The 24693-nt window shown below is 48.0% G+C and carries 21 protein-coding genes; 12 read left to right on the forward strand and 9 right to left on the reverse strand.

All coding sequences use genetic code 11. The annotated features are described in order from the left end of the window. Together DWY55_RS22195 and uxuA are read left to right on the forward strand one after the other, a co-directional pair. On the forward strand, positions 1-229 hold a 229-nt coding region (locus DWY55_RS22195), incomplete at its 5' end, for a hypothetical protein (protein ID WP_207806426.1). Further along, positions 187-1368 carry a mannonate dehydratase gene (gene uxuA, locus DWY55_RS13935; RefSeq protein ID WP_005830167.1) on the forward strand — a complete coding sequence of 394 codons (1182 nt, stop codon included), beginning with the start codon at positions 187-189 and terminating at the stop codon, positions 1366-1368. The genes DWY55_RS22195 and uxuA, both read left to right, overlap by 43 nt. A 114-nt stretch (positions 1369-1482) precedes the next feature. Here uxuA and DWY55_RS13940 read toward each other — a convergent pair whose 3' ends face one another. Next, complete coding sequence (locus DWY55_RS13940) at positions 1483-4803, reverse strand: beta-galactosidase (RefSeq protein ID WP_057259056.1); 3321 nt, start codon at positions 4801-4803, stop codon at positions 1483-1485. A gap of 147 nt (positions 4804-4950) precedes the next feature. Next, positions 4951-6720 (reverse strand): gamma-glutamyl-gamma-aminobutyrate hydrolase family protein, encoded by a 1770-nt coding sequence (locus DWY55_RS13945; RefSeq protein WP_022401411.1) that lies wholly within the window; start codon positions 6718-6720, stop codon positions 4951-4953. Between the two features lie 250 nt (positions 6721-6970). Between DWY55_RS13945 and DWY55_RS13950 the strand changes: the two genes are divergently transcribed. The 3 genes from DWY55_RS13950 to DWY55_RS13960 all read left to right on the forward strand — a co-directional run bounded on the left by DWY55_RS13950 (position 6971) and on the right by DWY55_RS13960 (position 11679). Further along, positions 6971-9127, forward strand: a complete 2157-nt coding sequence (locus tag DWY55_RS13950; RefSeq protein WP_005830172.1) for an elongation factor G — start codon at positions 6971-6973, stop codon at positions 9125-9127. A 300-nt stretch (positions 9128-9427) separates the two neighbouring features. Next, positions 9428-10972 (forward strand): sensor histidine kinase, encoded by a 1545-nt coding sequence (locus tag DWY55_RS13955; RefSeq protein ID WP_005830174.1) that lies wholly within the window; start codon positions 9428-9430, stop codon positions 10970-10972. A 5-nt stretch (positions 10973-10977) separates the two neighbouring features. After that, positions 10978-11679 (forward strand): response regulator transcription factor, encoded by a 702-nt coding sequence (locus DWY55_RS13960; RefSeq protein ID WP_005830176.1) that lies wholly within the window; start codon positions 10978-10980, stop codon positions 11677-11679. Between the two features lie 89 nt (positions 11680-11768). On the opposite strand, the gene DWY55_RS22005 is transcribed toward DWY55_RS13960, so the two are convergent. Together DWY55_RS22005 and DWY55_RS13965 are read right to left on the reverse strand one after the other, a co-directional pair. Next, entirely contained in the window at positions 11769-11945 is a 177-nt protein-coding gene (locus DWY55_RS22005; RefSeq protein ID WP_005830181.1) for a hypothetical protein, read from the reverse strand. Between the two features lie 200 nt (positions 11946-12145). After that, positions 12146-12592, reverse strand: coding sequence for a MarR family winged helix-turn-helix transcriptional regulator (locus tag DWY55_RS13965; protein ID WP_005830183.1), 447 nt, complete (start codon positions 12590-12592; stop codon positions 12146-12148). Between the two features lie 159 nt (positions 12593-12751). Between DWY55_RS13965 and rpsF the strand changes: the two genes are divergently transcribed. From rpsF to rplI, 3 genes are read left to right on the forward strand one after another with little or no spacing between them, the layout of a single operon-like run. Further along, complete coding sequence (gene rpsF / locus DWY55_RS13970; RefSeq protein WP_005833241.1) at positions 12752-13096, forward strand: 30S ribosomal protein S6; 345 nt, start codon at positions 12752-12754, stop codon at positions 13094-13096. 2 nt (positions 13097-13098) lie between these two features. Next, positions 13099-13371 carry a 30S ribosomal protein S18 gene (rpsR, locus tag DWY55_RS13975; RefSeq protein WP_004288442.1) on the forward strand — a complete coding sequence of 91 codons (273 nt, stop codon included), beginning with the start codon at positions 13099-13101 and terminating at the stop codon, positions 13369-13371. Between the two features lie 15 nt (positions 13372-13386). Further along, a complete protein-coding gene (gene rplI / locus DWY55_RS13980) occupies positions 13387-13836 on the forward strand; it encodes a 50S ribosomal protein L9 (RefSeq protein WP_005830185.1) in 450 nt (149 codons plus the stop codon). A gap of 276 nt (positions 13837-14112) precedes the next feature. On the opposite strand, the gene DWY55_RS13990 is transcribed toward rplI, so the two are convergent. The 3 genes from DWY55_RS13990 to DWY55_RS14000 form a co-directional block, all read right to left on the reverse strand. Beyond that, positions 14113-14358 carry an RNA recognition motif domain-containing protein gene (locus tag DWY55_RS13990; RefSeq protein WP_005830186.1) on the reverse strand — a complete coding sequence of 82 codons (246 nt, stop codon included), beginning with the start codon at positions 14356-14358 and terminating at the stop codon, positions 14113-14115. A gap of 333 nt (positions 14359-14691) precedes the next feature. Continuing rightward, a complete protein-coding gene (locus tag DWY55_RS13995) occupies positions 14692-14904 on the reverse strand; it encodes a hypothetical protein (RefSeq protein WP_005833237.1) in 213 nt (70 codons plus the stop codon). A gap of 157 nt (positions 14905-15061) precedes the next feature. Further along, entirely contained in the window at positions 15062-16735 is a 1674-nt protein-coding gene (locus tag DWY55_RS14000) for a long-chain fatty acid--CoA ligase (protein WP_008664099.1), read from the reverse strand. Between the two features lie 85 nt (positions 16736-16820). Here DWY55_RS14000 and mtaB point away from each other — a divergent pair, with 85 nt between their 5' ends. From mtaB to DWY55_RS14020, 4 genes are read left to right on the forward strand one after another with little or no spacing between them, the layout of a single operon-like run. Beyond that, entirely contained in the window at positions 16821-18137 is a 1317-nt protein-coding gene (gene mtaB / locus DWY55_RS14005) for a tRNA (N(6)-L-threonylcarbamoyladenosine(37)-C(2))-methylthiotransferase MtaB (RefSeq protein WP_005833232.1), read from the forward strand. Between the two features lie 54 nt (positions 18138-18191). Continuing rightward, positions 18192-19091 carry a lysophospholipid acyltransferase family protein gene (locus tag DWY55_RS14010; protein WP_008664096.1) on the forward strand — a complete coding sequence of 300 codons (900 nt, stop codon included), beginning with the start codon at positions 18192-18194 and terminating at the stop codon, positions 19089-19091. Further along, positions 19084-20100, forward strand: a complete 1017-nt coding sequence (locus DWY55_RS14015) for a glycosyltransferase family 2 protein (RefSeq protein WP_005830203.1) — start codon at positions 19084-19086, stop codon at positions 20098-20100. The genes DWY55_RS14010 and DWY55_RS14015 overlap by 8 nt, the downstream gene beginning before the upstream one ends. A gap of 47 nt (positions 20101-20147) precedes the next feature. Then, positions 20148-20666 (forward strand): methylglyoxal synthase, encoded by a 519-nt coding sequence (locus DWY55_RS14020; RefSeq protein ID WP_005830204.1) that lies wholly within the window; start codon positions 20148-20150, stop codon positions 20664-20666. Between the two features lie 653 nt (positions 20667-21319). On the opposite strand, the gene folB is transcribed toward DWY55_RS14020, so the two are convergent. Continuing rightward, positions 21320-21685 (reverse strand): dihydroneopterin aldolase, encoded by a 366-nt coding sequence (gene folB / locus DWY55_RS14030; RefSeq protein ID WP_005830212.1) that lies wholly within the window; start codon positions 21683-21685, stop codon positions 21320-21322. A 274-nt stretch (positions 21686-21959) separates the two neighbouring features. Further along, the gene (locus tag DWY55_RS14035; RefSeq protein WP_057281602.1) at positions 21960-24653 is read right to left on the reverse strand and encodes a 4-alpha-glucanotransferase; all 2694 of its coding nucleotides are present in this window, start codon (positions 24651-24653) and stop codon (positions 21960-21962) included. Between the last annotated feature and the right edge of the window lie 40 nt (positions 24654-24693).

Here is a 24693-nt window from a genome sequence, read left to right on the forward strand (position 1 = left end):
ACGTCCGTTTGTTATGTCTTGCATAAGCGTAATTAATATATGTAATGAAGTGCTAAGATATTGTTTTCATTGCGAACAAACAAATCTATCCATTCAGAATGGACAGTTCTCATATTCTTTCTTACTTTTGCAAAAAGGTAACGGGTGGTTTGAACGCCTGAAAAACAAGAAAATTAATAATAAAGAATGGAAAAGACTTGGAGATGGTTTGGCAAGAAAGACAAGATAACCCTTGCCATGTTGCAACAGATAGGAGTGGAAGGCGTTGTCACTGCCTTGCATGAAGTTCCCAACGGTGAAATATGGACGTTGGAAGCCATTGAAGATTTGAGGGATTATATTGAATCCTTCGGATTGCGCTGGTCTGTAGTAGAAAGTCTGCCGGTGTGCGAGGCTGTCAAATATGCGGGGAGTGAGCGTGACCGATTGATAGAGAACTACAAGATAAGCCTTGCCAATCTCGGCAAGGCAGGCATCCGGACGGTATGCTACAACTTCATGCCGGTGATTGACTGGATTCGCACGGACTTACAACATCCCTGGGAAGACGGGACATCTTCTCTTTATTTCGACAGAATCCGTTTTGCCTACTTCGACCTGAAGATATTGGAACGGGAGAATGCGGAAGCCGATTATTCTCCGGAAGAGCTGGACAAGGTGGCAGAACTGGATAAGGTGATTACGGAGTCTGAAAAGGCAGAGCTGGTAGATACGATTATCGTAAAGACACAAGGATTCGTAAATGGCAACATCAAGGAAGGTGACAAGGAGCCGGTAACCCTGTTCAAACGTTTGCTGGCGCTATACAAAGGGATAGACCGGGAGGCTCTGCGCGAGAATATGCGTTATTTCTTGTCTGCCATCATGCCGGTATGCGAGGAATATGGGGTGAATATGTGTGTACACCCCGATGACCCTCCTTTTCAGGTATTGGGGTTGCCGCGCATTGTGACAGACGAGGCAGATATTGCCTGGATACTGAGTGCAGTGGACAATCCCCATAATGGCCTGACTTTTTGCGCCGGTTCATTGAGTGCGGGTGAACAGAATGATACCCGTGAACTGGCAAGGAAGTTTGCCAGGCGTACCCACTTTGTGCATTTGCGCAGTACGAAGGCAATACCGGGTGGAAACTTTATCGAAAGTTCCCATCTGGAGGGAAGGGGACACCTCATTGATTTGATTCGTATCTTTGAGAAAGAAAATCCGGGATTGCCGATGCGTGTGGACCACGGTCGCATGATGTTGGGCGACGAGGATAAAGGGTACAATGCAGGTTATTCTTTTCATGGCCGTATGCTGGCATTGGCTCAAGTGGAGGGAATGCTGGCTGTGGTAGACGATGAATTGTACGGAAAATCTGTTTGATTGATTTTAAGTTAGGCATGGATTACGCGAAAAATCATGGATATTCTTCATTTATTATCCATGATTTTTCATGTAATCCGTGTCTAAAGAATCTATTAGTGTTGTAAATCCGGCCTAATAGTTGAAAGCCTTGGATTTTACGTAAACCTTGAAGTCTTTGATTCCACCCGGTACCTCGCTTTCCATTCTGGGTAGATATTGTATGCCGGTCAGGGTGCGGGTACTACCCAAGTCAATCACGACAGAATGCGGGTATGGAGTGTCTTTTGTTGTGCTCCAATAGGTTGATTCCTGGAGGTCGAAGATTTTGTCCGCAGAACAGTTGACGTGGGATACGTCTTCGCTGTCGGCATAATTGACAATCCAGGGTTCGCGTGACAGACGTTCCCCATTCTCATCCAGCAGATACATTTCGGCAATGCAAGCCAGGTCTTTTCCATCTTGTGCACTCAAGGCTTCCAGGCAGACATAACGTCCGGTGACGGGTTGGTCGAATTTGCGTTCCTGCCAACCGTTGCCGGGATTGAAGCTGCCGGAGAGGACGGGCTGCTCACCGGACAAGTCGAGATTTTCACCCTCATTGCGGTGCGTCAGCGGTTTGGTGACGAGCAACTGGTCCAGTAATGGCTCGCTCAGTCCTTCGGACTTAACTTCTTTGGGACCGATGATGTCGAAGACAATCACTTCATTCTCACCTTTCTTCAACCAGCATCCCGGGATGTAGAGGGTCTGTTGCGGGCCGATTTCCCAAATGCGTCCCATGGCGTGCCCGTTGACGTAGACAAGTCCCTTGCCCCAAGTCTCGAAGTTTAGGAATGTGTCGCTGGGCTTGTTCACCTTAAAGGTGGCACGGTAGCAACCCGGAATGCGTTGTCCTAACTCATCTTTCAGTGAGCCGATGGGCTGGAACTTCATGTTCTTATAGAAATCGTATGTATCTTCGAGATTATAGACTTCCCAATCCTTCAGGTTGCAGGTGAAAGGACGGCCGTCGATGTCTACGGTAAGTTCTACGCTTTGGGTGATACCCTTGAAGTCCTTGATGGCACGTCCAAAGTTGATGCGGCCCATGGCTTCTACCAGAATGTCGAGGCGTGCACCTTTGGGGCAGGCGGGGAATTCCAGTTGCTTTTCACCGTTGCGGCGGTCCAGTTTGCCGATGTATTTGCCATCCAGGAAAACTTGGGCATAATCGTGCGCATCGTTCACAGTGAGCAGGGACGGGGTTTTCATCTCGGGCAGTGTGGTGCGGTAGAGAATACTTCCGAATCCCTGGTTATATTCCTCCATGGTACGGATATTGCGGTCTTTCTTGGCAGCAGGAAGATTGTCGAACAAAGGAGCCATCTCTGTAAATTGGAAAGACGGAATACGGATGGGCTTGATTAAAGCGGGAACTTTAGCCTGCTTCTCGCCGTTCATGTATTTGGACAATGCTTTTCGCAATTCCCAGTATTTGGGAGTGGTCTGTCCCGATTCGCTGATGGGGGCGTCGTAGTCGTAAGAGGTTACGTCAGGGGCGAATCCGGGTGAGTTGGCTCCTGCCCAGTGTCCCCAGTTGGTCCCTCCGTGGGTCATGTAGAGGCTGAAGGAGATGCCTTTGGACAACATCTCGTCAATGCCGGCAATCATGTCGGCAGCCGGACGGGTTTCGTGGTTGGCTCCCCACTTGTCGAACCAGCCGCTCCAGAATTCGGAGCACATCAGCGGGCTATCAGGACGGAGTTTCTTCAGCGGTGCAAACTGTTGGTCGATGTTGGCTCCTGTACCGAAGTTCATGGTCCATACCAGGTCGTGGAGTCCGTTCTTGGTGAAGTTGGACGCCCAGTCGCATTGGAACAGTGCTACGCCGGGGTAGTTGGCGCGTACGATGTCGCGGATTTGCGATACGTAGCCTTTGTCTTCCCCGTAGGAGCCGTATTCGTTCTCTACTTGTACCATGATGATGGGACCTCCGTTCTGTATGGTCATACCAGCTACCTGCTCGGCAACGGCTTTTTCGAAGATACCTACACGCTCCATAAAGTAGGGGTCGGATTCGCGCAGGCGGATATCTTTTTTCTTGAGTAACCACCAGGGCAGTCCGCCCATTTCCCATTCGGCACAGACATACGGTCCCGGGCGCAGGATGACATACATGTCATTCTGCTGGCATAGGCGGCAGAATTCCGCCAGGTCATTCTGTCCGGTGAAGTCGAACACTCCCGGCTGAGACTCGTGGGAGTTCCAGAATACATAAAGGCAGATGGTGTTCATGCCCAGTGCCTTGCATAGCTTGATGCGTTGGTCCCAATAGGCTTTGGGGATACGTGGATAGTGCAGCTCTGCGGCTTTGATGACAAACGGCTTGCCATTCAATAGGAATGTTCCTTTGCCGGCAGAGAAGTCGCCTTGTTCTTCCCATTGGGTACGCGGGTCCCAGCTGTCGCGCCAGGGTATCGTGATTGTGCCGTCCTTGCCGAATTCAAGCGGGAGCCATACGTAGCGTGAGTCCTCAAGGTTTTTCTTTTTCCAGCGGTCGAACATGGCAATGTAGGCATTTCCTTTTCCGTATACTTGCTGCACGTAAGTGCTTTGTGCATAGAAGGTCTTATCTGCATCAGGACCGGTACACGGATTGCCGATGGTAGTCCATTGCCCCATGATGGAGTCGGCCACAGCCAGTTCGGCAACATTGGGATCCCAGCCGGTACAACCGGAAGAGAGCATATAGTACTTGCCGTTATACTTGAATACGGCGGGTGCTTCGCGGCTTTGCTTCACGAAATTGCGTGTATAGCGACCAGTGGGCTTCAGGTAGTCATCCGTTAGTTCGCTTATATATAAGGTAGCGTTGTTTTCCGACGAGTAGAACTGATATGCCTTGCCGTTATCATCAACGAACACTGTTTGGTCGCGGCTCATCGCACCGTTGGGACGGAAGCTGCCTACATAGGTGAATGTCCCGGTAGGAGAATCGCTGACCGCTACGCCGGCACATGCCTTACTGTAGTCGGCGCTTTCCACATGCGCCCACATGACGAATTTCTTTGTCTTTTCGTTGTAAATCACTTTGGGACGTTCCAACACCTTGCTGGGGTGCAGGTCGTGTTTCTCGTCATCTTTCACGGCAGGAAGTACAATACCCTCGAACTTCCAGTTCAGCAGGTCTTTTGAAGAGTAGCAGCTGACACCGGTTACGTCGGTGCGGTAGCATTCCCACGTAGCCCATTCGGGCAGGATGGTTTCCCCTTTTTTGTATTCGCCATACCAATAGTAGGTCCCTTCGTGGTAAAGAAGGCCGCCGCCATGGGCGTTGATGGGATTGCCGTCGGTGTCTTTCCATACTTCCCCGGGTATGATTGCGGCATTTTTCGTTTGTGCTTTTGTTTTTGCAGATGGCAGGCAGCAAAGGCAGGCCAGCAATGCAAAACTCCAAATAATTTTCCTTTTCATTTAAGAATTCGGTATTAGATAATTAATAAATCGTTTATGTTTTGGGCAAAGATATGCGAAAGTTGAGAAATGGAGGGTATGTAAATGTGTCAAAAAGGAGAGATTATAGCTCTAATCTCTCCTTTTTGTGATGTTTTTCGGTCTTTTCTATTTGGTTTGTACTTGTTTCATCACCCGGAGGAAATTTCCACCCCATATCTTGGCGATGTCTGTTTCTGTAAATCCATGTTCCAGCAGACGGACGGTGATATTGATGAAATCATTGTCCCCATTGCATCCTTTGACCCCGCCTCCACCGTCGAAGTCCGAGCCAATGCCCACGTGGTCTATGCCTGCCACTTCAACCATGTGCAGCAGGTGTTTCATGAAGTCCGTAAGGTTGGTTTTCTTGGCATCCGGGTTCAGGAACTCGTCTACCAGGCAGGCTTGAGCCACACCGCCATGTGCGGCAAGGGCGCGTAGCTGTTCGTCGGTCAGATTGCGGTCGTGTCTGTAGATGGCGCTTGCAGAGGAGTGGGAGACTATGACCGGTGCTTTTGAATATTTCAGTACATCCCAGAAGGTGCTTTCGGCTGCATGGGAAAGGTCTATCATTATTCCCAGCCGGTTCATTTCTTTCACCACTTTTCTACCGTAAGGACTTAAGCCGTTCCAACGGGCAGTCGTGTCCGAAGAACTGTCGCAGATGTCATTGTTGCGGGTGTGGCAAAGGGTGATGTAGGTAACGCCTGCATCATGGAAACGGGTGATATTCTTCAAATCCTTGCCGATGCCGTATCCGTTTTCGATGCCAATATAAAAAGCTTTCTTTCCTTCGGTCTTGAGCCTGGACAAATCATCGGGCGTGCGGGCTATGGCACATTGCTCCCCGTTCATCTCCACTTGTCGGTAGATGTGGCGTATCAACTCATCCACTCGGTCAATGGCTTTCAGACTGTTCTCTTCATCGCACGGGCCTTGGCGCACCCAGCATGCCAGGTATTGTCCATCCAATTTTCCTTCTCGCATCTTGGGCAGGCAAACCTGCGTTTTTTCGCGCGTACCTATATTATAGGAAACGTCAAAATCAAGTGGGGTGTCTGTATGCGTGTCGAGGGAGAGGATGCGGCGGTGAATCTCTTTGGCATGCCGGTAGGTAGCTGCCTTTTGAACCAGAAAATAGAAGAATCTGGCAGAGATGCTGTCGCCTGCCGTAGCCAGAGCTTCGGGATGGAATTGCACACCCCATATCGGATATTCGTGGGAAGACTCTATAGCTTCGGGAATACTGTCTGACGACCAACCCGTTACGCTGAATCCCGGGGCAACTTGCTTGACCGCCTGGTGATGGTGAGTATTGGTGAAAAGTTGTGTCTGTCCGGTTATGGATGCCATGGCAGAACCGGGAGTGAGGTGGACGGTATGAGTTGGTATACTGCTCGGTTCCTGCTGCTGGTGGCAGACAGTGGTGTCGGGATGCTGGGTAGGGATATCCTGATAAAGGGTTCCGCCGAAAGCTACATTGATTAACTGTTCTCCTCGGCAGATGCCAAACATCGGAATGTTACGCCGGGTAGCCAGGCGGATGAGTGCCATGTCGTATACATCACGCAGGGAGTCCACCTCTCCCAGCTGTTCGATGGGCGATTCATTGAAATAGGAAGGGTGGATGTCTCCTCCTCCTATCAGAATGATACCGTCCAGCCGGTTGGCAATGTCTGTCAAGACAAGGCTATCGGTAGTGATGGAAATCAGTATAGGTGTTCCACCTGCCTGGATTACAGACTCGGTATACGTCATCTGTGTGGATGAGCTTCGGCCCGGATGTGAGCAGGAAATGCCGATGAGAGGGGCTTTCCTGGTTGTTTTTTGGTTGGACTGTCCCATTGCCAAATATGGACATAGAACGAGCAGTGTTGTTAACAGTAGTTTGTTCATGGTTTTCGGGGGGGATTCTTTTTCCTGCAAAGTTATAAGAAATATTTAAGCCGTCCAAGAAGTTGGATGACTTGTGAATTCGGGCAGTTTATTGGCAGAAGAACATTATATTCTTTGTTGGCGGAGGAAGTGTGTTATATAACATGCTTCCCGATGTTGCTTTTCTTTGAATTAATGCCTAATTTGCGCCTCACAAAAAGTTAACGGCATCATCGTATGTCAGGTTATTCACTTAAAATCTTAATATATCATGAAAGTATATCAGACGAATGAAATTAAGAACATTGCCCTCCTTGGCAATGACGGCTCGGGTAAAACCACTCTCACGGAAGCGCTGCTCTTTGAGAGTGGTATTATAAAACGCCGCGGCAGGATTACTGCCAAGAATACAGTCAGCGATTACTTCCCGGTGGAGCAGGAATACGGCTATTCTGTGTTTTCCACCGTTTTCCATGTGGAGTGGAACGGCAAGAAACTGAATATCATTGACTGCCCGGGTAGTGATGACTTTGTAGGGGCTGCCATGACGGCGCTCAACGTTACAGATACTGCCATTCTGCTGCTGAACGGGCAATACGGTCCCGAGGTAGGTACGCAGAACCATTTCCGCTACACCGAGAAACTGGGCAAACCGGTTATTTTCCTGGTAAACCAGCTCGATAATGAAAAGTGCGATTATGATATGGTGCTTGAGCAGTTGCAAACCATATACGGTCCGAAGGTGGTGCCCGTGCAATATCCGCTGGCTACCGGACCGAACTTCAATTCGTTGATCGATGTACTTTTGATGAAAAAATATTCGTGGGGACCCGAAGGTGGCGCTCCCATTATTGAAGAGATTCCGGCCGAAGAAATGGAAAAGGCTACAGAACTGCACAAGGCTTTGGTAGAAGCTGCAGCCGAACATGACGAAGGCCTGATGGAAAAATTCTTTGAGCAGGACTCTTTGACAGAAGACGAAATGCGCGAAGGTATCCGCAAGGGACTGGCTTCACGAGGTATGTTCCCGGTATTCTGCGTCTGTGCCGGCAAGGATATGGGTGTACGCCGTCTGATGGAGTTCCTGGGTAATGTGGTGCCGTTTGTGGACGAAATGCCACCGGTGCACAATACACGCGGTGAGGTGGTGAAGCCGGATTCTAACGGACCGACTTCCTTGTATTTCTTCAAGACTGCCGTTGAGCCGCATATCGGTGATGTTCAATACTTCAAGGTTATGAGTGGTAAAGTGCACGAAGGTGATGATTTTACCAATGCAGACCGCGGTTCCAAGGAACGCATCGCGCAGATTTATGCTTGTGCCGGTGCCAACCGTATCAAGGTAGAGGAAATGGTAGCCGGTGACATCGGCTGTACAGTGAAACTGAAGGATGTACATACCGGCAATACATTGAACGGTAAGGGCTCTGAAAACCGTTTCAACTTCATTAAATATCCGAACTCCAAATACTCACGTGCTATCAAGCCGTTGAACGAGTCGGATACAGAAAAGATGATGGTTGCTTTGAACCGTATGCGAGAGGAAGACCCGACGTGGGTGATAGACCAGTCTAAAGAATTGCGTCAGACTATTGTACACGGACAAGGTGAATTCCATTTGCGTACCTTGAAGTGGCGTCTGGAAAACAATGAAAAACTGCAAATCAAGTTTGAAGAACCGAGAATACCGTATCGCGAAACGATTACCAAAGCTGCCCGTGCGGATTATCGCCATAAGAAGCAGTCGGGTGGTGCAGGCCAGTTCGGTGAAGTTCATCTGATTGTTGAGCCTTACTACGAAGGCATGCCGTTGCCCGAAACCTATAAATTCAATGGTCAGGAGTTCAAGATGAACGTCAAGGGTACCGAAGAAGTTCCATTGGAATGGGGTGGCAAGCTGGTATTCGTCAATAGTATTGTGGGTGGTTCCATTGATGCACGTTTCATGCCGGCCATCTTGAAGGGTATCATGTCACGTATGGAGCAGGGACCGTTGACTGGTTCGTATGCTCGCGATGTACGTGTCATCGTATATGACGGAAAAATGCATCCGGTTGACTCCAATGAAATCTCCTTTATGCTGGCGGGACGGAATGCGTTCAGCGAAGCGTTCAAGAATGCAGGCCCGAAGATTCTAGAACCCATTTATGACGTGGAAGTATTTGTTCCGTCGGACAAGATGGGTGATGTGATGGGGGACTTGCAGGGACGCCGTGCCATGATTATGGGTATGAGCAGCGAGGCCGGTTACGAAAAACTGAGTGCTAAGGTGCCTTTGAAGGAAATGTCATCCTACTCTACGGCACTTAGCTCACTGACCGGTGGACGTGCTTCGTTCATCATGAAGTTTGCCAGCTATGAACTCGTTCCGAGTGATGTGCAGGATAAACTGATTAAGGAATTTGAGGCAAAGCAAGCTGAAGAATGATTTTCAGGGGTTGGTAGTTTGGCTGTTGTAACTACCGGCTGCTAATATAACAATTGTTAAAGCCGTTGTTACTTCATGGCAAGTAATAACGGCTTTTTTCATTAACGTAGATTAAGAACATGCAGAATTGTGAATTGAATGATTAATTTTTTATTAAATTTGCAAACCAAAGGCTTGTGTTTTTGTTATAATGCTCATAATACAACCTAAAAAATGGTCTTCGGTTAATTTACGAGAACGTCCGGTTAAATCAGGTTAATTGGTTAGGAGTGTTAATTAGGGAGTGTTAATTTTGTGACTATGAAAAAGTCAACTATATGGATATTAGGTGTTGTTATGGGGCTTTCCTTCCTTAGTTTGCTGTATCTGCAGATAAGCTATATTGAGGAAATGGTGAAGATGCGTAACGGACAATTTGATGAATCGGTGAAGCGTGCGTTGATGGCTGCTTCGAAAGAGGCAGAGTCCGCAGAGGTTGTGCGTTGGCTGAATGAGGATATCTCCGAGGCAGAAAAGAAGGCGTGGGAACAATCGCAAAGCAGTAGCGGAGTGATGCGTACCCAGCGGTTTGTGATGACAGCTCCGGATGGCAGTGTCCGTTCTTCGGTGGAATTGAAAACTTTCAGTAACGAGCCTTCTGAATTGCCAAGAGCAATGATTTCACGCAAACACGGAGCAAAAACCATTCCTCAGACTTCACGCTCGCAGATAGAGATGCTTAAAAACCGCTATCTTTACCAGCGTGCATTGGTAGACGAGGTGGTGTTGCAGATGGTATACAATGCCAGCGACAAGCCGATTGAGGAGCGTGTTAATTTCAAAAGTCTGGACCAGTATCTAAAAGCAGGTCTGATAGAGAATGGTCTCGGTGATATGGATTATCACTTCAAGGTGATAGACCGGGAAGGTCGGGAGGTATACCGTTGTGCGGATTATAGCGATGCAGGGAGTGAAAGCTCTTATTCGCAGCCATTGTTTTTGAATGACCCACCAGCCCGTATGAGTATCGTCAAGATACATTTTCCGGGAAAGAAGGATTATATCTTCGATTCGGTCAGGTTTATGATACCGTCGATGATATTTACTTTTGTACTGCTGGTGACGTTCATCTTTACGATTTACATCGTATTCCGCCAGAAGAAGCTGACGGAGATGAAGAATGATTTCATCAACAATATGACGCACGAGTTCAAGACGCCGATATCGACGATTTCTCTGGCGGCACAGATGTTGAAAGACCCGGCTGTGGGCAAGTCTCCGACTATGTTCCAGCATATATCGGGTGTCATCAACGATGAAACGAAGCGCTTGAGGTTCCAGGTAGAAAAAGTGCTTCAGATGTCGATGTTTGACCGTCAGAAGGCTACTTTGAAGAATAAGGAACTGGATGCCAACGAGCTGATAGCGGGTGTTATCAACACGTTTACACTGAAAGTGGAGCGTTATAATGGAAAGATTGAATCGGAGCTTAAAGCTACCAACTCTGCCATTTTTGCCGATGAGATGCATATCACCAATGTGATTTTCAATCTCATGGATAATGCAGTGAAGTATAAACGTCCGGATGCGGATCTGCAACTGACGGTGAAGACTTGGAATGAGCCTGGCAAACTGATGATTTCCATCCAAGATAACGGCATCGGCATCAAGAAGGAGAATTTGAAAAAGATATTCGAGAAGTTCTATCGCGTGCATACAGGTAATCTGCACGATGTGAAAGGCTTCGGCTTGGGACTGGCTTATGTGAAGAAGATTATCATGGATCATAAGGGAACTATCCGGGCAGAAAGTGAACTGAACGTAGGAACTAAATTTATTATTGCATTACCTTTATTAAAAAATTGATTGATATGGACGAGAAACTGCGTATTTTATTGTGCGAAGATGATGAAAATCTTGGCATGCTTTTAAGAGAATATTTACAGGCAAAAGGTTACGCTGCCGAGTTATATCCCGATGGAGAAGCAGGATACAAGGCTTTCCTGAAGAATAAATATGACTTGTGTGTGTTTGATGTGATGATGCCAAAGAAAGACGGATTCACACTGGCACAAGAAGTGCGTGCGGCCAATGCCGAAATACCTATTATCTTCTTGACGGCAAAAACATTGAAGGAAGATATTCTGGAAGGTTTCAAGATTGGTGCCGATGACTACATCACCAAGCCCTTCAGTATGGAAGAGCTGACTTTCAGAATTGAAGCTATCCTGAGACGTGTTCGCGGAAAGAAGAACAAGGAGAGCAACATCTATAAGATTGGTAAGTTTACATTCGACACGCAGAAACAGATTCTGGCGACTGCCGAGAAGCAGACTAAACTGACCACCAAAGAATCCGAACTGCTGGGCTTGCTTTGTGCACATGCCAACGAAATTCTGCAGCGTGACTTTGCGTTGAAGACTATTTGGATTGATGACAACTATTTCAATGCACGTAGTATGGATGTATATATCACAAAGCTGCGTAAGCACCTGAAAGAAGATGATTCGATTGAAATCATCAACATTCACGGAAAAGGATATAAACTGATTACTCCGGAAGCTGAGTCTTGATGAGACTCGGCTCCTCTGGGGGAGAGAAAATAAAAAAGGCGGTTTGCATGTATATGCTAACCGCCTTCTTTATTTCTTTTCTTTTGATATTAGTCGACAATTCTCTTGTTAATGACAATGTAGGAAATCAATCCCACTACAACCAAAACGGCAGAACTGCCCAAGATGGCATTGTTGTTAACATTGCCGGTAAAAGAACATGCAACCAGGATTACAGCTCCTATTACGACTAATATCAATCCCAGATTTTTTAATAAGCCTTTCATGTGTGTGTATTTTAATTAGATTATTATATTCTTTCGTATTCTTGTCACAAAGAAAAGCATAATTCTTTAACAAGCGAAATTATTTTTGCAAAAAATCCATATTTTAATAAAGAATGGAAGATGAGGAATGAAAAATGACGCTTCATCCCCTTGTTTTCTCCTCCCTTAATCTCTAATCCTTAACCCCTAATCCCTATATCTTAGTCCTTCGTATTGAAGAAAATCTTCCTCAGCACCTCCTGGCTCACACTGAGCTCTTCGATGGTGATGCCTTTCAAGGCTTCTTTGAGGGTCTGGTTGGCAATGACGCGCGCGCGTTCTTCCAGCTCCTTGCCGTCCTTGGTCAGATGTATCAGATTGGTTCGGCGGTCTTTCTTGTCCGATATGCGCACGACGAGATGCTGACGCTCCATATTGTCTATCAAGCGCGTCATGCTGGGCTTGTCTTTGAAAGTTGCATTACACAACTCTTGTTGCGTCACCCCGTCCTTTTCCCATAAGAAGATGAGGACGGTCCACTGTTCCGGAGTAATCTCCAAACCGTTCTGGCGGAAGTTGCGGGACAGCTTTCGGTTAATGGCAGCCGACACTTTACCGTTCAGTATGGCAAAGATAAGGCGGATATCAAAGTTGAATTGCTCTATCATGAAATTATTGTTTAAACAACTTTGCAAAGATAGTGCAAGCCGAAGACAATTCCTATATCCCTACACAAAAAAACATTAAATGTTTGTAGTTCAAAATAAAATGTCTACCTTTGCACCGCATTTTTAAAACGAATAATTTATTTATTTAATTAAACGAGTATGAATCAATACGAAACCGTTTTCATTTTGACTCCCGTTTTGTCTGATGTTCAGATGAAGGAAGCGGTAGAAAAATTCAAAAGCATCCTTACTGCTGAAGGTGCTGAGATTGTAAATGAAGAAAACTGGGGACTGAAGAAGCTGGCATATCCTATCCAGAAGAAGTCAACCGGTTTCTATCAGCTGATTGAGTTCAATGCAGAACCTACTGTCATTGAGAAATTGGAAATAAACTTCCGTCGTGATGAGCGCGTTATCCGTTTCTTGACTTTCAAGCAAGACAAGTACGCTGCTGAATATGCTGCGAAGAGAAGAAGTGTTAAATCAACTAAAAAGGAGGATTAATCATGGCACAACAAGTTCAATCAGAAATCAGATATTTAACTCCGCCCTCAGTAGACGTTAAGAAGAAAAAATACTGCCGTTTCAAAAAGAGCGGTATTAAGTACATCGACTACAAAGATCCCGAATTCTTGAAGAAATTCTTGAATGAGCAAGGTAAAATCCTTCCGCGTCGTATTACCGGTACTTCTTTGAAGTTCCAACGTCGTGTAGCTCAAGCTGTGAAGAGAGCACGTCACTTGGCGTTGCTGCCCTATGTAACTGACATGATGAAATAATAGGAGGAGGAAAGTATGGAAATTATATTGAAAGAAGACATTGTAAACTTGGGTTATAAGAACGACATCGTAACAGTAAAGTCTGGTTACGGTCGTAACTACCTCATCCCGACTGGTAAAGCTGTCATCGCTTCACCGGCTGCAAAGAAAATGTTGGCTGAAGAGCTGAAACAACGTGCTCACAAGCTGGAGAAAATCAAAAAGGATGCTGAAGAACTGGCTGCTAAGCTGGAAGGCGTATCATTGAAGATTGCTACTAAGGTTAGCTCTACTGGTACTATCTTCGGTTCTGTTGGTAACATCCAGATTGCTGAAGAGTTGGCTAAATTGGGTCACAACATCGATCGTAAGATTATCGTTGTTAAGGACGCAGTGAAAGAAGTTGGTAACTACAAGGCTATCGTTAAGCTGCACAAGGAAGTTTCTGTAGAAATTCCTTTCGAAGTAGTTGCTGAAGAAGCATAAGAAAAGACTTAATAATGATAAGGAAGCCCGGTTCTGATAAAGGACCGGGCTTTTCTATGTTCGGAGCGTATGTGTGTGAGCTTATTGAGGGATACGTAAAGCTGCGGTTTACGCATGCTGACATAGAGGTTTACGAATCTGAAGTAGAGGTTTACGCGCGCGGTATAGAGGTTTGGCAAGAATACTCTTGTGTCTCTTTACGAGGTTACTAATGCAAAAAAAGAGCATATCCACTCAGGGGTATGCTCTTTGCCTTATTGTCAGCCAATAATTCTTTTAGTTTCTTGGCAATGCTTCTTTCACTACCATTTGGCGGCCTACATATTCTGCTCCATTCAGTTTGTTGATTGCTTGTTGGGCTTCAGCAGCTTCGGGCATCTCTACGAAGGCAAAACCTTTTGATCTGTTTGTATTACGGTCCATAATCAGTTTTACTGATTCTACTGTTCCATACTCTTCCATTACTTGTCTCAAATCTGATTCCCTAACGTTGTAGCTAAGGTTTCCAATGTACATATTCATAAAATACAAAAATAAAAAATTAATAATTCAATAAAGGAGTCTTAGGAAGTTGTAGTCAGAAATGAAAATTCTCAATGTGGCTAATCGAGGAGAAACATAGTGAAACGTAGATCGTAATAAACCTCTTATTGTTTTGTTGATGCAAAGTAACGGCTTTTATTTGGTATATGCACTATACTTTATCATTTATCTGCCATATAATACCCTTTTTTGTGAAATAAGACCAAGACTTAACAATTGGAAGGGAACAGAAGGAGAGGATAAGACATAAAAAAAGTCTGGTGTGCTTGTATGCACGTCAGACTTTCAATTCTCTCGAGTGTTGTACTGAAATTATTCAGCTACAACAGCTGCGCTATCTACTGCTACAGTGTCAGCTGCTGCGGCTGCTGCTGCGGCTTCAGCTGCTGCTGCTTCTACAGCTGCGATTGAGTCAGCGATACGGATAGAATCTGCAGTTGCTTGTTCAGCGTTAGCTGCTTTGTTGCCACAAGATGCGAAAGATACTGCTACGATAGCTGCAGCCATCAAAACTAATTTTTTCATTTTCTTTACTTTTAAAACGTAATACAATCAATTGCTTTATTAAAACGTTGCAAAGGTATGTACTTTTTGAATATGTTGTTCTCGAAACCCCAACTTTTTTTATATTTTTTTTGGAGCTTCGGCTGTTTTTATCCCTATCTATATGTTTTACAACATATTAATCTTCGGCAATGCTGTTGTATAAGTATCTCTTGATACTTCTTTTGGGCGTTTTCTCAAATTCAGTCGGATAAAGTTGGATTTGGCTTACTTTTTCGTAGGCTGCCACGCTGTTATTCAGATTTTTGAGATTCTCATCCATGATGGTTTTAAGGTTATCCGGCTGGTTTAGTCCCAAGGAATCCAGGGCTTCATAGTCGGCATAAACCAGCGCTACCAGTCTTTTATTCCGTTCGATGACAAGACTTTCCAGGACGAAAGGCATGTTGTTGAGCCGTGCTTCTATCTCTTCGGGGAAGATATTCTGTCCACTGGAACTGAGAATCATGGTCTTGCTGCGTCCGCGTATGTATAGGTTGTTGTCGTCGTCCAGTGTACCCAAGTCGCCGGTGCGAAGCCATCCGTCTTCGGTGAAGACTTCTTTGGTGGCTTCGGGGTTTTTGTAATAACCCGTCATCACGTTCTCGCCACGTACTTGTATTTCGCCGAGTTTGTCGTCCGGGTTTTCCTTGCAGATACGGGCTTCCATGATGTCGAGTACCCGTCCGGAGGAAGTCGGGACGAATTCATTCCAGGGAGCATAGCTGATGAGAGGGGCACATTCAGTCATGCCGTAGCCGATGGTGAAGGGGAACTTGATGCGGTGGAAGAATTCTTCCACTTCCGGGTTCATGGCTGCGCCTCCTATGATGACTTCCTTGAAACGTCCGCCCAGTGCGTCAATCAGTTTCTTGCGGATTTGCCCGTATATCTGTCCGTCGAGCAAGGGAATGCTGAGCGCCCATTTCATGGTCTTTTTGTTGATGATGGGCTGTATGACATTCTTGTATATCTTTTCAATGACAAGGGGGACGGTGATAATCAGGTTGGGTTTCACTTCCTCGAAAGCTTTCATCAGAATCTTTGGGGAAGGCACTTTTCCCAACAGTGTGACGTGTGTGCCGACGGCCGTGGCGGTAAGGAAATCGAATGCGCAGCCGTATGCATGTGCCAAAGGCAGGAAAGAGAGCACTTTGTCCCCTTTCTTCAGCAGCTCGGTACGTATGCCGAAGGTGACGTTGCCGGCCAGGTTGTTTCCCGTCAGCATGACGCCCTTACTGAATCCGGTGGTGCCCGAGGTATAATTCAGCAGCATGACCTTGTCGTTGGAAAGGTCCGTGTAAACGATGTCTTCCTTACGGAACCCGTTCGGGTAGGTCGCTTCCATCTCATCGCCCAGATGCTTGAGGAAACGCTGGATGGTTTCGCCGTCCCGCTGATACAGACAGCGGAAGTCGCTCAGCGAGAACACACCGCGAAGTCCAGTAAGCCGTTCTTCTTCCAGATGTTCCCAAATGGCATCGCTGGTGAAGAGGAACGTTGATTCGGAGTGGTTTACGATATGATGGACATCATTGGGGTTGAAGTCTTGCAGAATGGGGACTACGATACCACCGTAGGTGATGGTGGCCATATAGGCGATGCACCAGCGGGCATTGTTCTTGCCGATGACGGCTATCTTGTCGCCGCGGCGCAGTTGGCAGTACTTGAAAATAAGATGCAGTCTGGCTATTTCTTGTGCCACTTCGCCATAAGTATAGCTCTCGTTTTCTCCATAGTTGGTATAGCAGGGGAGGTCCCAATTCTCGCGGAAACTATGCTCGTATAGTTTGATAAAGTTCTCTTGTATCATTGCACAAATTTTAGTTGAGTGTGCAAAAGTAGGAAAAATAGATTAATAATGTATATATTTGCAGCATAAATGTGTTTATAAGCTCATGATAGATACCAATATATTTCAAGATAAGACGGCGGTTTACTATACGTTGGGGTGCAAACTGAACTTCTCGGAGACCTCTACTATCGGTAAAATTTTGCGGGAAGCGGGCGTACGTACGGCGCGCAAGGGTGAGAAAGCGGATATTTGTGTAGTGAATACCTGCTCGGTGACGGAAGTGGCAGACAAGAAGTGCCGCCAGGCCATCCACAAACTGGTGAAGCAACATCCGGGTGCATTTGTCGTGGTGACCGGTTGCTATGCCCAGCTGAAACCGGAGACGGTGGCAAAGATAGAAGGTGTGGACGTCGTGCTGGGAGCCGAGCAGAAGAAGGACCTGCTCCACTACCTGGGCAATCTGCAGAAGCACGAGACCGGCGAGGCCTACACTTCCGCTTTGAAGGATATACGTTCGTTTGCCCCGTCTTGTTCGCGTGGCGACCGGACACGCTTCTTCCTGAAAGTGCAGGACGGCTGCGATTATTATTGTTCCTATTGCACCATTCCCTTTGCCCGCGGACGTAGCCGTAACGGCAGCATTGCTTCTATGGTGGAGCAGGCCAGCCAGGCGGCTGCCGAAGGTGGAAAGGAAATTGTATTGACCGGCGTCAATATCGGAGACTTCGGCAAGTCTACCGGTGAGACTTTCTTCGACTTGGTGAAGGCGCTGGACGAGGTGGAAGGCATTGAGCGTTACCGCATATCCTCCATCGAGCCGAATCTGCTGACAGATGAAATCATAGAATACGTGTCCCGTTCCCGGCGTTTCATGCCTCATTTCCATATACCGCTGCAGTCGGGCAGTGACGAGGTGCTGAAGCTGATGCGACGCCGTTACGATACCGCCTTGTTTGCCTCGAAGATAAAGAAGATAAAGGAAGTGATGCCCGATTCCTTTATAGGGGTAGACGTGATTGTGGGTACCCGTGGAGAGACGGAGGAGTATTTCGGGCAGGCTTATGAGTTTATCAAGAGCCTGGACGTGACGCAGCTCCATGTCTTCAGCTATTCGGAGCGTCCCGGCACGCAAGCCTTGAAGATAGACCACGTGGTGGCACCCGAAGAAAAGCACCGCAGGAGCCAGCAATTGCTGGAGCTTTCGGACGAAAAGACCCGTGCTTTTTATGCGCGCCATATCGGGCAGACGATGCCGGTGTTGCTGGAACGTCCCAAACCCGGACTGCCGATGCACGGCTTCACTCCCAATTATATCCGTGTGGAAGTCCCTCATGATGCTGCCTTGGACAACCAGCTCGTGTCTGTGCGCCTGGGCGATTTCAATGCCGACGGCACCGCACTCTTGGGAGCGATGGAATGAGGAATGCCGCCTTTGCAACAAATAACTCATAACTTATAACTCATAACTGACGAAGTGAAATCAAAAATTGTCTATTGGCTGACTTATGCGGGCATGTGGCTTGTGGCACTTCTGCCTTTCCGGGCGCTTTATGCATTGTCTGACGGGCTGTACTTCCTGATGCGCCACGTCGTGCATTATCGGAAGAAAGTCGTTCGCCGCAACCTTCGCAATTCCTTTCCGGAGAAGTCGGAAACCGAATTGATGGAGATAGAGCGCAAGTTCTACCATTATATCTGCGACTATATGCTGGAAGAGGTGAAGATGCTGCGCATGTCTTTCGAGGAGCTCTGCCGCCGGATGAAGTATGATAATAAGGAAGAATACCTTGCCATGATAGAGAAGCATGGAGGCATTGTACTGTTGATTCCCCATTATGCCAATTTTGAGTGGATTATAGGCATGGGGGCCATCATGCATCCGGGCGACATCCCGGTGCAGGTGTACAAACCGCTAAGCAATAAGTATCTGGACGAGATGTTTAAGCATATCCGTGCCCGGTTCGGAGGATACAATGTGGCGAAACATTCCACGGCACGCGAAGTGATAAAGCTTCGCCGTGAAGGCAGGCGGATAGCCATCGGCCTGATTACGGACCAGTCGCCCAACCGCAGCGAGGCCCATTATTGGACCACTTTCTTGAATCAGGACACCGTGTTCATGGATGGCGCCGAGCGCATTGCCAAGCTGATGGACTTCCCCGTCTTTTATTGTGAATTGGAACGGACATCCAGAGGATATTGCAAAGTGCTCTTCGACTTGGTTACCGAAACTCCCAAGCAGACGGCGGATGGCGAGATAACCGAGTGCTTCGCCCGTCGTCTGGAGCAGACCATCCGGCGCGAACCGGCTTATTGGTTCTGGTCTCATAAACGCTGGAAAAAGAAACGAAAAGAAGCTGTGCAACATGGATAAGATTGCTGTTGTCATATTGAATTGGAACGGATGTGATATGCTCCGTTCCTTCCTTCCCTCTGTTGTGCGTTTTTCGGAGGCGGATGGTGCTGTGGTGTATGTGGCGGACAATGGCTCTACGGATGCTTCTGTGGCAATGCTCCGTCGCGAGTTTCCTTCTGTGCACTTGATTCTGCTGGAAGAGAACCACGGTTTTGCCGACGGATACAATCTAGCATTGAAGCAAGTGGAGGCAGAATATGTAGTGCTGCTCAATTCCGATGTAGAGGTCACCGAGCACTGGCTTGTCCCGTTGGCAGAGTATATGGATGCCTATCCGGAGACGGCCGCTTGCCAGCCGAAGATACGCAGTTGGCGTAACAAGGGGCAGTTTGAGTATGCCGGAGCTGCGGGAGGTTTCATCGACCGCTATGGCTATCCCTTCTGCCGCGGCCGTATTATGGGCGTGGTAGAAGAGGACAAGGGGCAATACGACACGGTGATACCCATTTTCTGGGCTACGGGGGCGGCTCTGTTCATCCGTCTGGCAGACTACCGGGAAGCGGGTGGGCTGGACGGACGTTTTTTTGCCCACATGGAGGAGATAGATTTATGTTGGCGGCTTCGTGCCCGTGGCAGACAGTTGGCATGTATACCGCAGAGTGTGGTATTTCATGTGGGAGGGGCCACTTTGAAGAAGGAGAATCCGCGCAAGACCTTCCTCAATTTTCGTAATAACCTTGTCATGCTTTATAAGAATCTGCCGCAGGAGGACTTGGCGTCCGTGATGCGTGTACGTGCGGTGCTCGATTATGTGGCTGCGTTCAGTTTCATGCTGAAAGGCCAGTTACCCAATGCTTTGGCCGTATTCCGTGCGCGCCGTGCCTACCACTCCCTCCGCACTTCATTAGCAGCGTCCCGCAAAGAGAATCTGAAAAAAACTACGCTTGCCGTAATACCGGAACGGACAAAAAACAGTATATTGGCGCAGTTTTATCTGCATGGAAAGAAATTCTTTTCCCAATTGTAGGAACTGTTGCCTTTTATAATTGTTCAATCTATTAAAGGTTTTGAATTATGGAAAAACTAGTTAGAAAAATCGGATTAGTGGCACACGACGCCATGAAGAAAGACCTCATCGAGTGGGTACTGTGGAACTCGGAATTGCTGATGGGGCATAAATTCTATTGTACGGGCACCACGGGTACCCTTATCCTCGAAGCCCTCCGGGAGAAACATCCTGATGTGGAGTGGGATTTCACTATCCTTAAATCCGGTCCTTTGGGCGGTGACCAGCAGATGGGCTCGCGCATTGTGGACGGAGAGATTGACTATCTTTTCTTTTTCACCGACCCGATGACCCTTCAGCCGCACGATACGGATGTGAAGGCGTTGACCCGCCTTGCCGGTGTGGAGAACATCGTGTTCTGCTGCAACCGCAGTACGGCAGACCATATCATTTCCAGCCCGTTGTTTGTCGACCCGACGTATGAACGCACTGTTCCCGATTACAGCAACTACACCAAGCGGTTTGCAAATAAGCCGGTGGTGGCCGAAGCGGTGGAATCGGCAAAGAAGCGGAAACGGCAAAAATAAGGATGAAACTCGGTTCTACTGGGCATTCTTAATCTATCGCTACCCTTCGTTCATGGACAGCCCACACTGGTGCGATAGCCCACCCTTGCCGTTTGAAGTCATAGAGTTGCACAATAATGGTGTTGGTGAATCTGCCCATTCTATGTCGTTGAGGTATTGGTAGGGGAAGCGGAACTCTGTGAGGTTTATTTTCAATAGTTCATTCCTTCTGAAGTCTGCATAGTTGTATGGGTTTGTAAAGTCGTAAGGGGTGGGCAGGTAGAGGGCATTTCTCCAATGAAACTCGGAGCTGTATTTGATAGCAAGCGGCCGGTAGCAGGAAGAAAGTGACGATGGGGAGTAATGCCAGTCGTTGTATAGCGTTTCTCATTGACTTTTTGTTGATGATGGGGCAAAGGTACGGAATATTGGTATCAATGGTTGTATTCTACGGCAGAAAAGTTGCTGCATGCTCACTGCAGAACTTCTGTATACATTTTGCAGTGCTACTGCATATCTGTTGCAGCGTTACTGCAAAGCTGTTGCAGTACTACTGCAAATATATGTGCAGTGTTACTGCAAACCGTTTGCAGCGCCACTGCAAAAAGCATGCAGTGTCTTTGCAGTGGGAAGTGTCTGTGTATCAATAGTGAATGGGGTGATTCGGCAATCTGTCATTCTCCGCGGCGTTGGCATATTTCCACTCCTGCAGCCTCTATATCCGCGCCCATCGGTGGATTGCGCTTTGCCAGCTTGAGGGTTATTTCTTCTATCTGTGGGAAGTCGTGGAACAATCGGTTTATAATTCGCCCGCATACATGTTCCAATAGTTTGGAAGGAATGTCCATCTCTGCCTTCACAGCTGTATGTACATCGGCATAGCTCACGGTGTCGGCTACGTCGTCCGTTTCTGCCGCACGCCGGATATCAACTTGCAGGCGCAGGCTGACGGTAAACTCATTGCCTACCACGGTTTCTTGTTCGCCCACGCCGTGATGGGCGAAGAAGCGAAGCGTGTCAAGGAAAATATAACTGGTCATTACTTGTAGATTGTTTTCTGCAAACTTACTGATATTTTGTGGTACGGGCAAATCAGTATCCGGTTATTACGATTCAGGTTGCGGATTGTATTCTGTAAAATATAAAAATAGCGCGAAATTGTTTTTTATAGAATACAATTATGTGAGGGTCGGAATGAACTTATCGAATTATTTTAGGCACGGAATTATACGGGTTATCACGGTTACTTTCAATATTATCCGTGATTGTCCATGTAATCCGTGCCTAAAATAATACTTTGCTAAGAATCCTTTCTTATCTTCCGGTGCTTTCTATCATGCTCCTTATTTTCTCGTTCAGGCTTTCTGCCTTCATCAGTTGTTCCAGTGTCAGGTGCATGCGCCAGCGCCAGTAGTGCCGCGGGTTGGCAGGAATATTGATGCGTTCTTCCTGCACGTTCGGGTTGCGCCATTTGCCGTCCATGGACATCCAGTCTTGCAGGGAGAGGATGCAGAGGATGGAGTTGCTATGGAGGTGATTGCGAACCACTTCTTCGCAGAGCTCCGGCGTGGCCGTTGCCGGTGCGGCACCGTAGTGCCCGAGCATGGTGTTGTAGTAACGCTGCGTCTGTTGGAAGTCTTCTTCCCACCAGCCGCGCAGGGTAGACATGTCGTGCGTGGAGATGGTGCAGACCGAACGGTATGGATACCAGTCTGTGTGGCCGAATTCTTGTTTCGGGTCTTTCGGCATACGTTGTATCTCCAGGGAAAGGATACGCAGGTCGTTCATCACCCATGCCACGCAATCGGGAATCATGCCTAAGTCCTCACCGCATACCAGCATGCGCGTGGACTGTGTCAGTTGCGGCAGTTTCTTCATGGCTTGCTGTCCCCAGAAGTCGTTGTGGCGGTGATAGTAGTACTGGTCATACAGCCGGTTGAAGGCAGCCTTTTCCCAATCGTTCAGTGCGCGGTAGATGTAGTCGTGCTGCACGCCGATGCGCGGATGGTATTCGTGCGGATTGTTGCGGTCGGGCACGAACAGCACATCGCTGATAAGGGCGTAAAGCCCGTCACGAATCCAGATGCTGTCATCGTCCGTTTTTCCGGCAAAGTAGGCTTCCACCTTGCGCTGGGTGTCGAACTCGGGACGCATGCGGTAAACCTCCCACGTGTCTGTCGGCTCTATGAAGGTCTGTTTCACATAGTCTGTATGCGGGCCGAAGATTTGTCCGAGGAAGTACTCATGGATATAGGGCTTCAGGAAGAAGTCTTCGCGGAATGCCAGCCCGTAGCTTTCTATCTCCTCGCGCGTCATGGGCAGGGCGGGGACGAATTGTCCCAACAGCCCGTGTACGGCGTGCATCGGTATCTCCCAAATGCGGAAGAAGCCGAGGATGTGGTCTATGCGGTAGGCATCGAAGTATTCTGCCATTTTGTGGAAACGTTTCATCCACCAGGCATAACCGTCTTTTTCCATGACATCCCAGTTGTAGGTGGGGAGGCCCCAGTTCTGTCCGTTCACGGAGAAGTCATCGGGCGGTGCACCGGCTTGGCCGTTCAGGTTGAAGTAGTGGGGTTCCTTCCAGGCTTCCACACTGTTGCGGCTGATGCCGATGGGGATGTCGCCTTTCAGCACTACGCCGTTGGCGCGCGCATGTTCGGTGGCGGCAAGCAGTTGCAGGTGCAGATTGAACTGGATGTAGTAGTAGATGGCAATATGCGGATAGTCGGCAGAGTCCGGCCGGCACAATGTCTCTATCTCCTTGGCATCGTAGGTGGCATACTTGGGCCACTCGCGGAAATTCGGGGTCTTGTAGGCATCACGCAGGTAGCTGAAGACGGCATATGGCTGCAACCATTCCTTGTTGGCTTCGTAGAAATTACGGAAAGCATCCGATGCCAGCACCTTTTCCCCTTCCTGCTTGAAGATGAGGTGGAAGTATTCCCACTTTGTCTTGTTCACAGCTTCGTAGTCCACGGCGGGCAGGGCATTCAGTTCCTTCTGGCGTTTGTTGAATTCGGCCATCACCTTCTTGTCCTTCAAGCTGCCCAACTGCTTCAGGTCGGCGTACATGGGATGGAAGGCATAGATGGAGATGCTACTGTAAGGGTAGGAGTCTGTCCAGGTATGCGTCATGGTAGTGTCGTTGATGGGCAGAATCTGCACCGCCTTCTGATTGGTGGCAACTGCCCAGTCAATCATGCGCTTCAAGTCGCCGAAATCGCCTACACCGAAGCTTTTCTCGGAGCGCAGGGAGAATACGGGTACGGCTACTCCGGAACCTTTCCATGCAGGAAGATTGAAGTATACATAACGGTCGCCGACAGCCAGCGTTTCGTTGGCGGCTATCTGCGGGTCGGCCATATAGCGGTTGGGATTGTTCTCCCAGGCCACGGCACGGCGCTCTTTCTTGTTGTAAAGGACGAATTTATACTCTAGCGGGAAGCTGATTTTGCCGGCATCCACTTCTACCTGCCATTCGGGGAAGTCGATGTCGCTCATAAGGGCAGCTTTGTCCGGGTTCCAGTCACCCAGCGCCTTCTGGTTTCCGCAGAGTGCCAGGCAATGGTCACTGTCTATGCAGGGGGCGTACGCCTTTATCAGCAACCCCTTTTTGTAGCTTTTCGGGGCGGCACTGCGTTCGCGATGCGCCAGCAGGGATTCTGTGAAAGCGGATGTATAAAAATACTGCTGCTCGGGCAGATTCTTCCAACAATCTTCTATGCGGTAAACTTTCTTCGGATTGTCTGCAACGTGCAGGATGCGTGGCAGGCTGTTCCACTCTGTCCGTATGGTTCTGCCATCTCGATAGATGTGGTAACTGTATTCGACGCTTCCATTACCGGGAATCTGGATATCCACTTCCGCGGTCCAGTGAATGCCGTCTACAGTGTGCAGGGGGGTGGCTTTGTTGGGCTGGTTGTTGCCAAGTTCCGGGATGGAACCCAGGACTCTGACTTCTTCACCCCAGCTGGTGCGATACTCGATATTGAATATTAGTGTCATATTATATTAGATTTAGAAATAGCAATAGCTGCAATGATTA

This window comes from Bacteroides sp. AF25-38AC, assembly GCF_003602995.1.
Lineage (GTDB): Bacteria > Bacteroidota > Bacteroidia > Bacteroidales > Bacteroidaceae > Bacteroides > Bacteroides uniformis.

Coding starts and splice junctions, on each gene's coding strand:
- DWY55_RS13955 (WP_005830174.1), top strand. CDS start 9,428: ATGAAAAAGTCAACTATATGGATATTAGGTGTTGTTATGGGGCTTTCC.
- DWY55_RS14000 (WP_008664099.1), bottom strand. CDS start 16,735: ATGATACAAGAGAACTTTATCAAACTATACGAGCATAGTTTCCGCGAG.
- DWY55_RS13960 (WP_005830176.1), top strand. CDS start 10,978: ATGGACGAGAAACTGCGTATTTTATTGTGCGAAGATGATGAAAATCTT.
- DWY55_RS14020 (WP_005830204.1), top strand. CDS start 20,148: ATGGAAAAACTAGTTAGAAAAATCGGATTAGTGGCACACGACGCCATG.
- DWY55_RS22005 (WP_005830181.1), bottom strand. CDS start 11,945: ATGAAAGGCTTATTAAAAAATCTGGGATTGATATTAGTCGTAATAGGA.
- DWY55_RS14035 (WP_057281602.1), bottom strand. CDS start 24,653: ATGACACTAATATTCAATATCGAGTATCGCACCAGCTGGGGTGAAGAA.
- rpsR (WP_004288442.1), top strand. CDS start 13,099: ATGGCACAACAAGTTCAATCAGAAATCAGATATTTAACTCCGCCCTCA.
- DWY55_RS13940 (WP_057259056.1), bottom strand. CDS start 4,803: ATGAAAAGGAAAATTATTTGGAGTTTTGCATTGCTGGCCTGCCTTTGC.
- rplI (WP_005830185.1), top strand. CDS start 13,387: ATGGAAATTATATTGAAAGAAGACATTGTAAACTTGGGTTATAAGAAC.
- uxuA (WP_005830167.1), top strand. CDS start 187: ATGGAAAAGACTTGGAGATGGTTTGGCAAGAAAGACAAGATAACCCTT.
- mtaB (WP_005833232.1), top strand. CDS start 16,821: ATGATAGATACCAATATATTTCAAGATAAGACGGCGGTTTACTATACG.
- DWY55_RS13950 (WP_005830172.1), top strand. CDS start 6,971: ATGAAAGTATATCAGACGAATGAAATTAAGAACATTGCCCTCCTTGGC.
- DWY55_RS13995 (WP_005833237.1), bottom strand. CDS start 14,904: ATGAAAAAATTAGTTTTGATGGCTGCAGCTATCGTAGCAGTATCTTTC.
- DWY55_RS13945 (WP_022401411.1), bottom strand. CDS start 6,720: ATGAACAAACTACTGTTAACAACACTGCTCGTTCTATGTCCATATTTG.
- folB (WP_005830212.1), bottom strand. CDS start 21,685: ATGACCAGTTATATTTTCCTTGACACGCTTCGCTTCTTCGCCCATCAC.
- DWY55_RS13965 (WP_005830183.1), bottom strand. CDS start 12,592: ATGATAGAGCAATTCAACTTTGATATCCGCCTTATCTTTGCCATACTG.
- DWY55_RS13990 (WP_005830186.1), bottom strand. CDS start 14,358: ATGAATATGTACATTGGAAACCTTAGCTACAACGTTAGGGAATCAGAT.
- DWY55_RS14015 (WP_005830203.1), top strand. CDS start 19,084: ATGGATAAGATTGCTGTTGTCATATTGAATTGGAACGGATGTGATATG.
- rpsF (WP_005833241.1), top strand. CDS start 12,752: ATGAATCAATACGAAACCGTTTTCATTTTGACTCCCGTTTTGTCTGAT.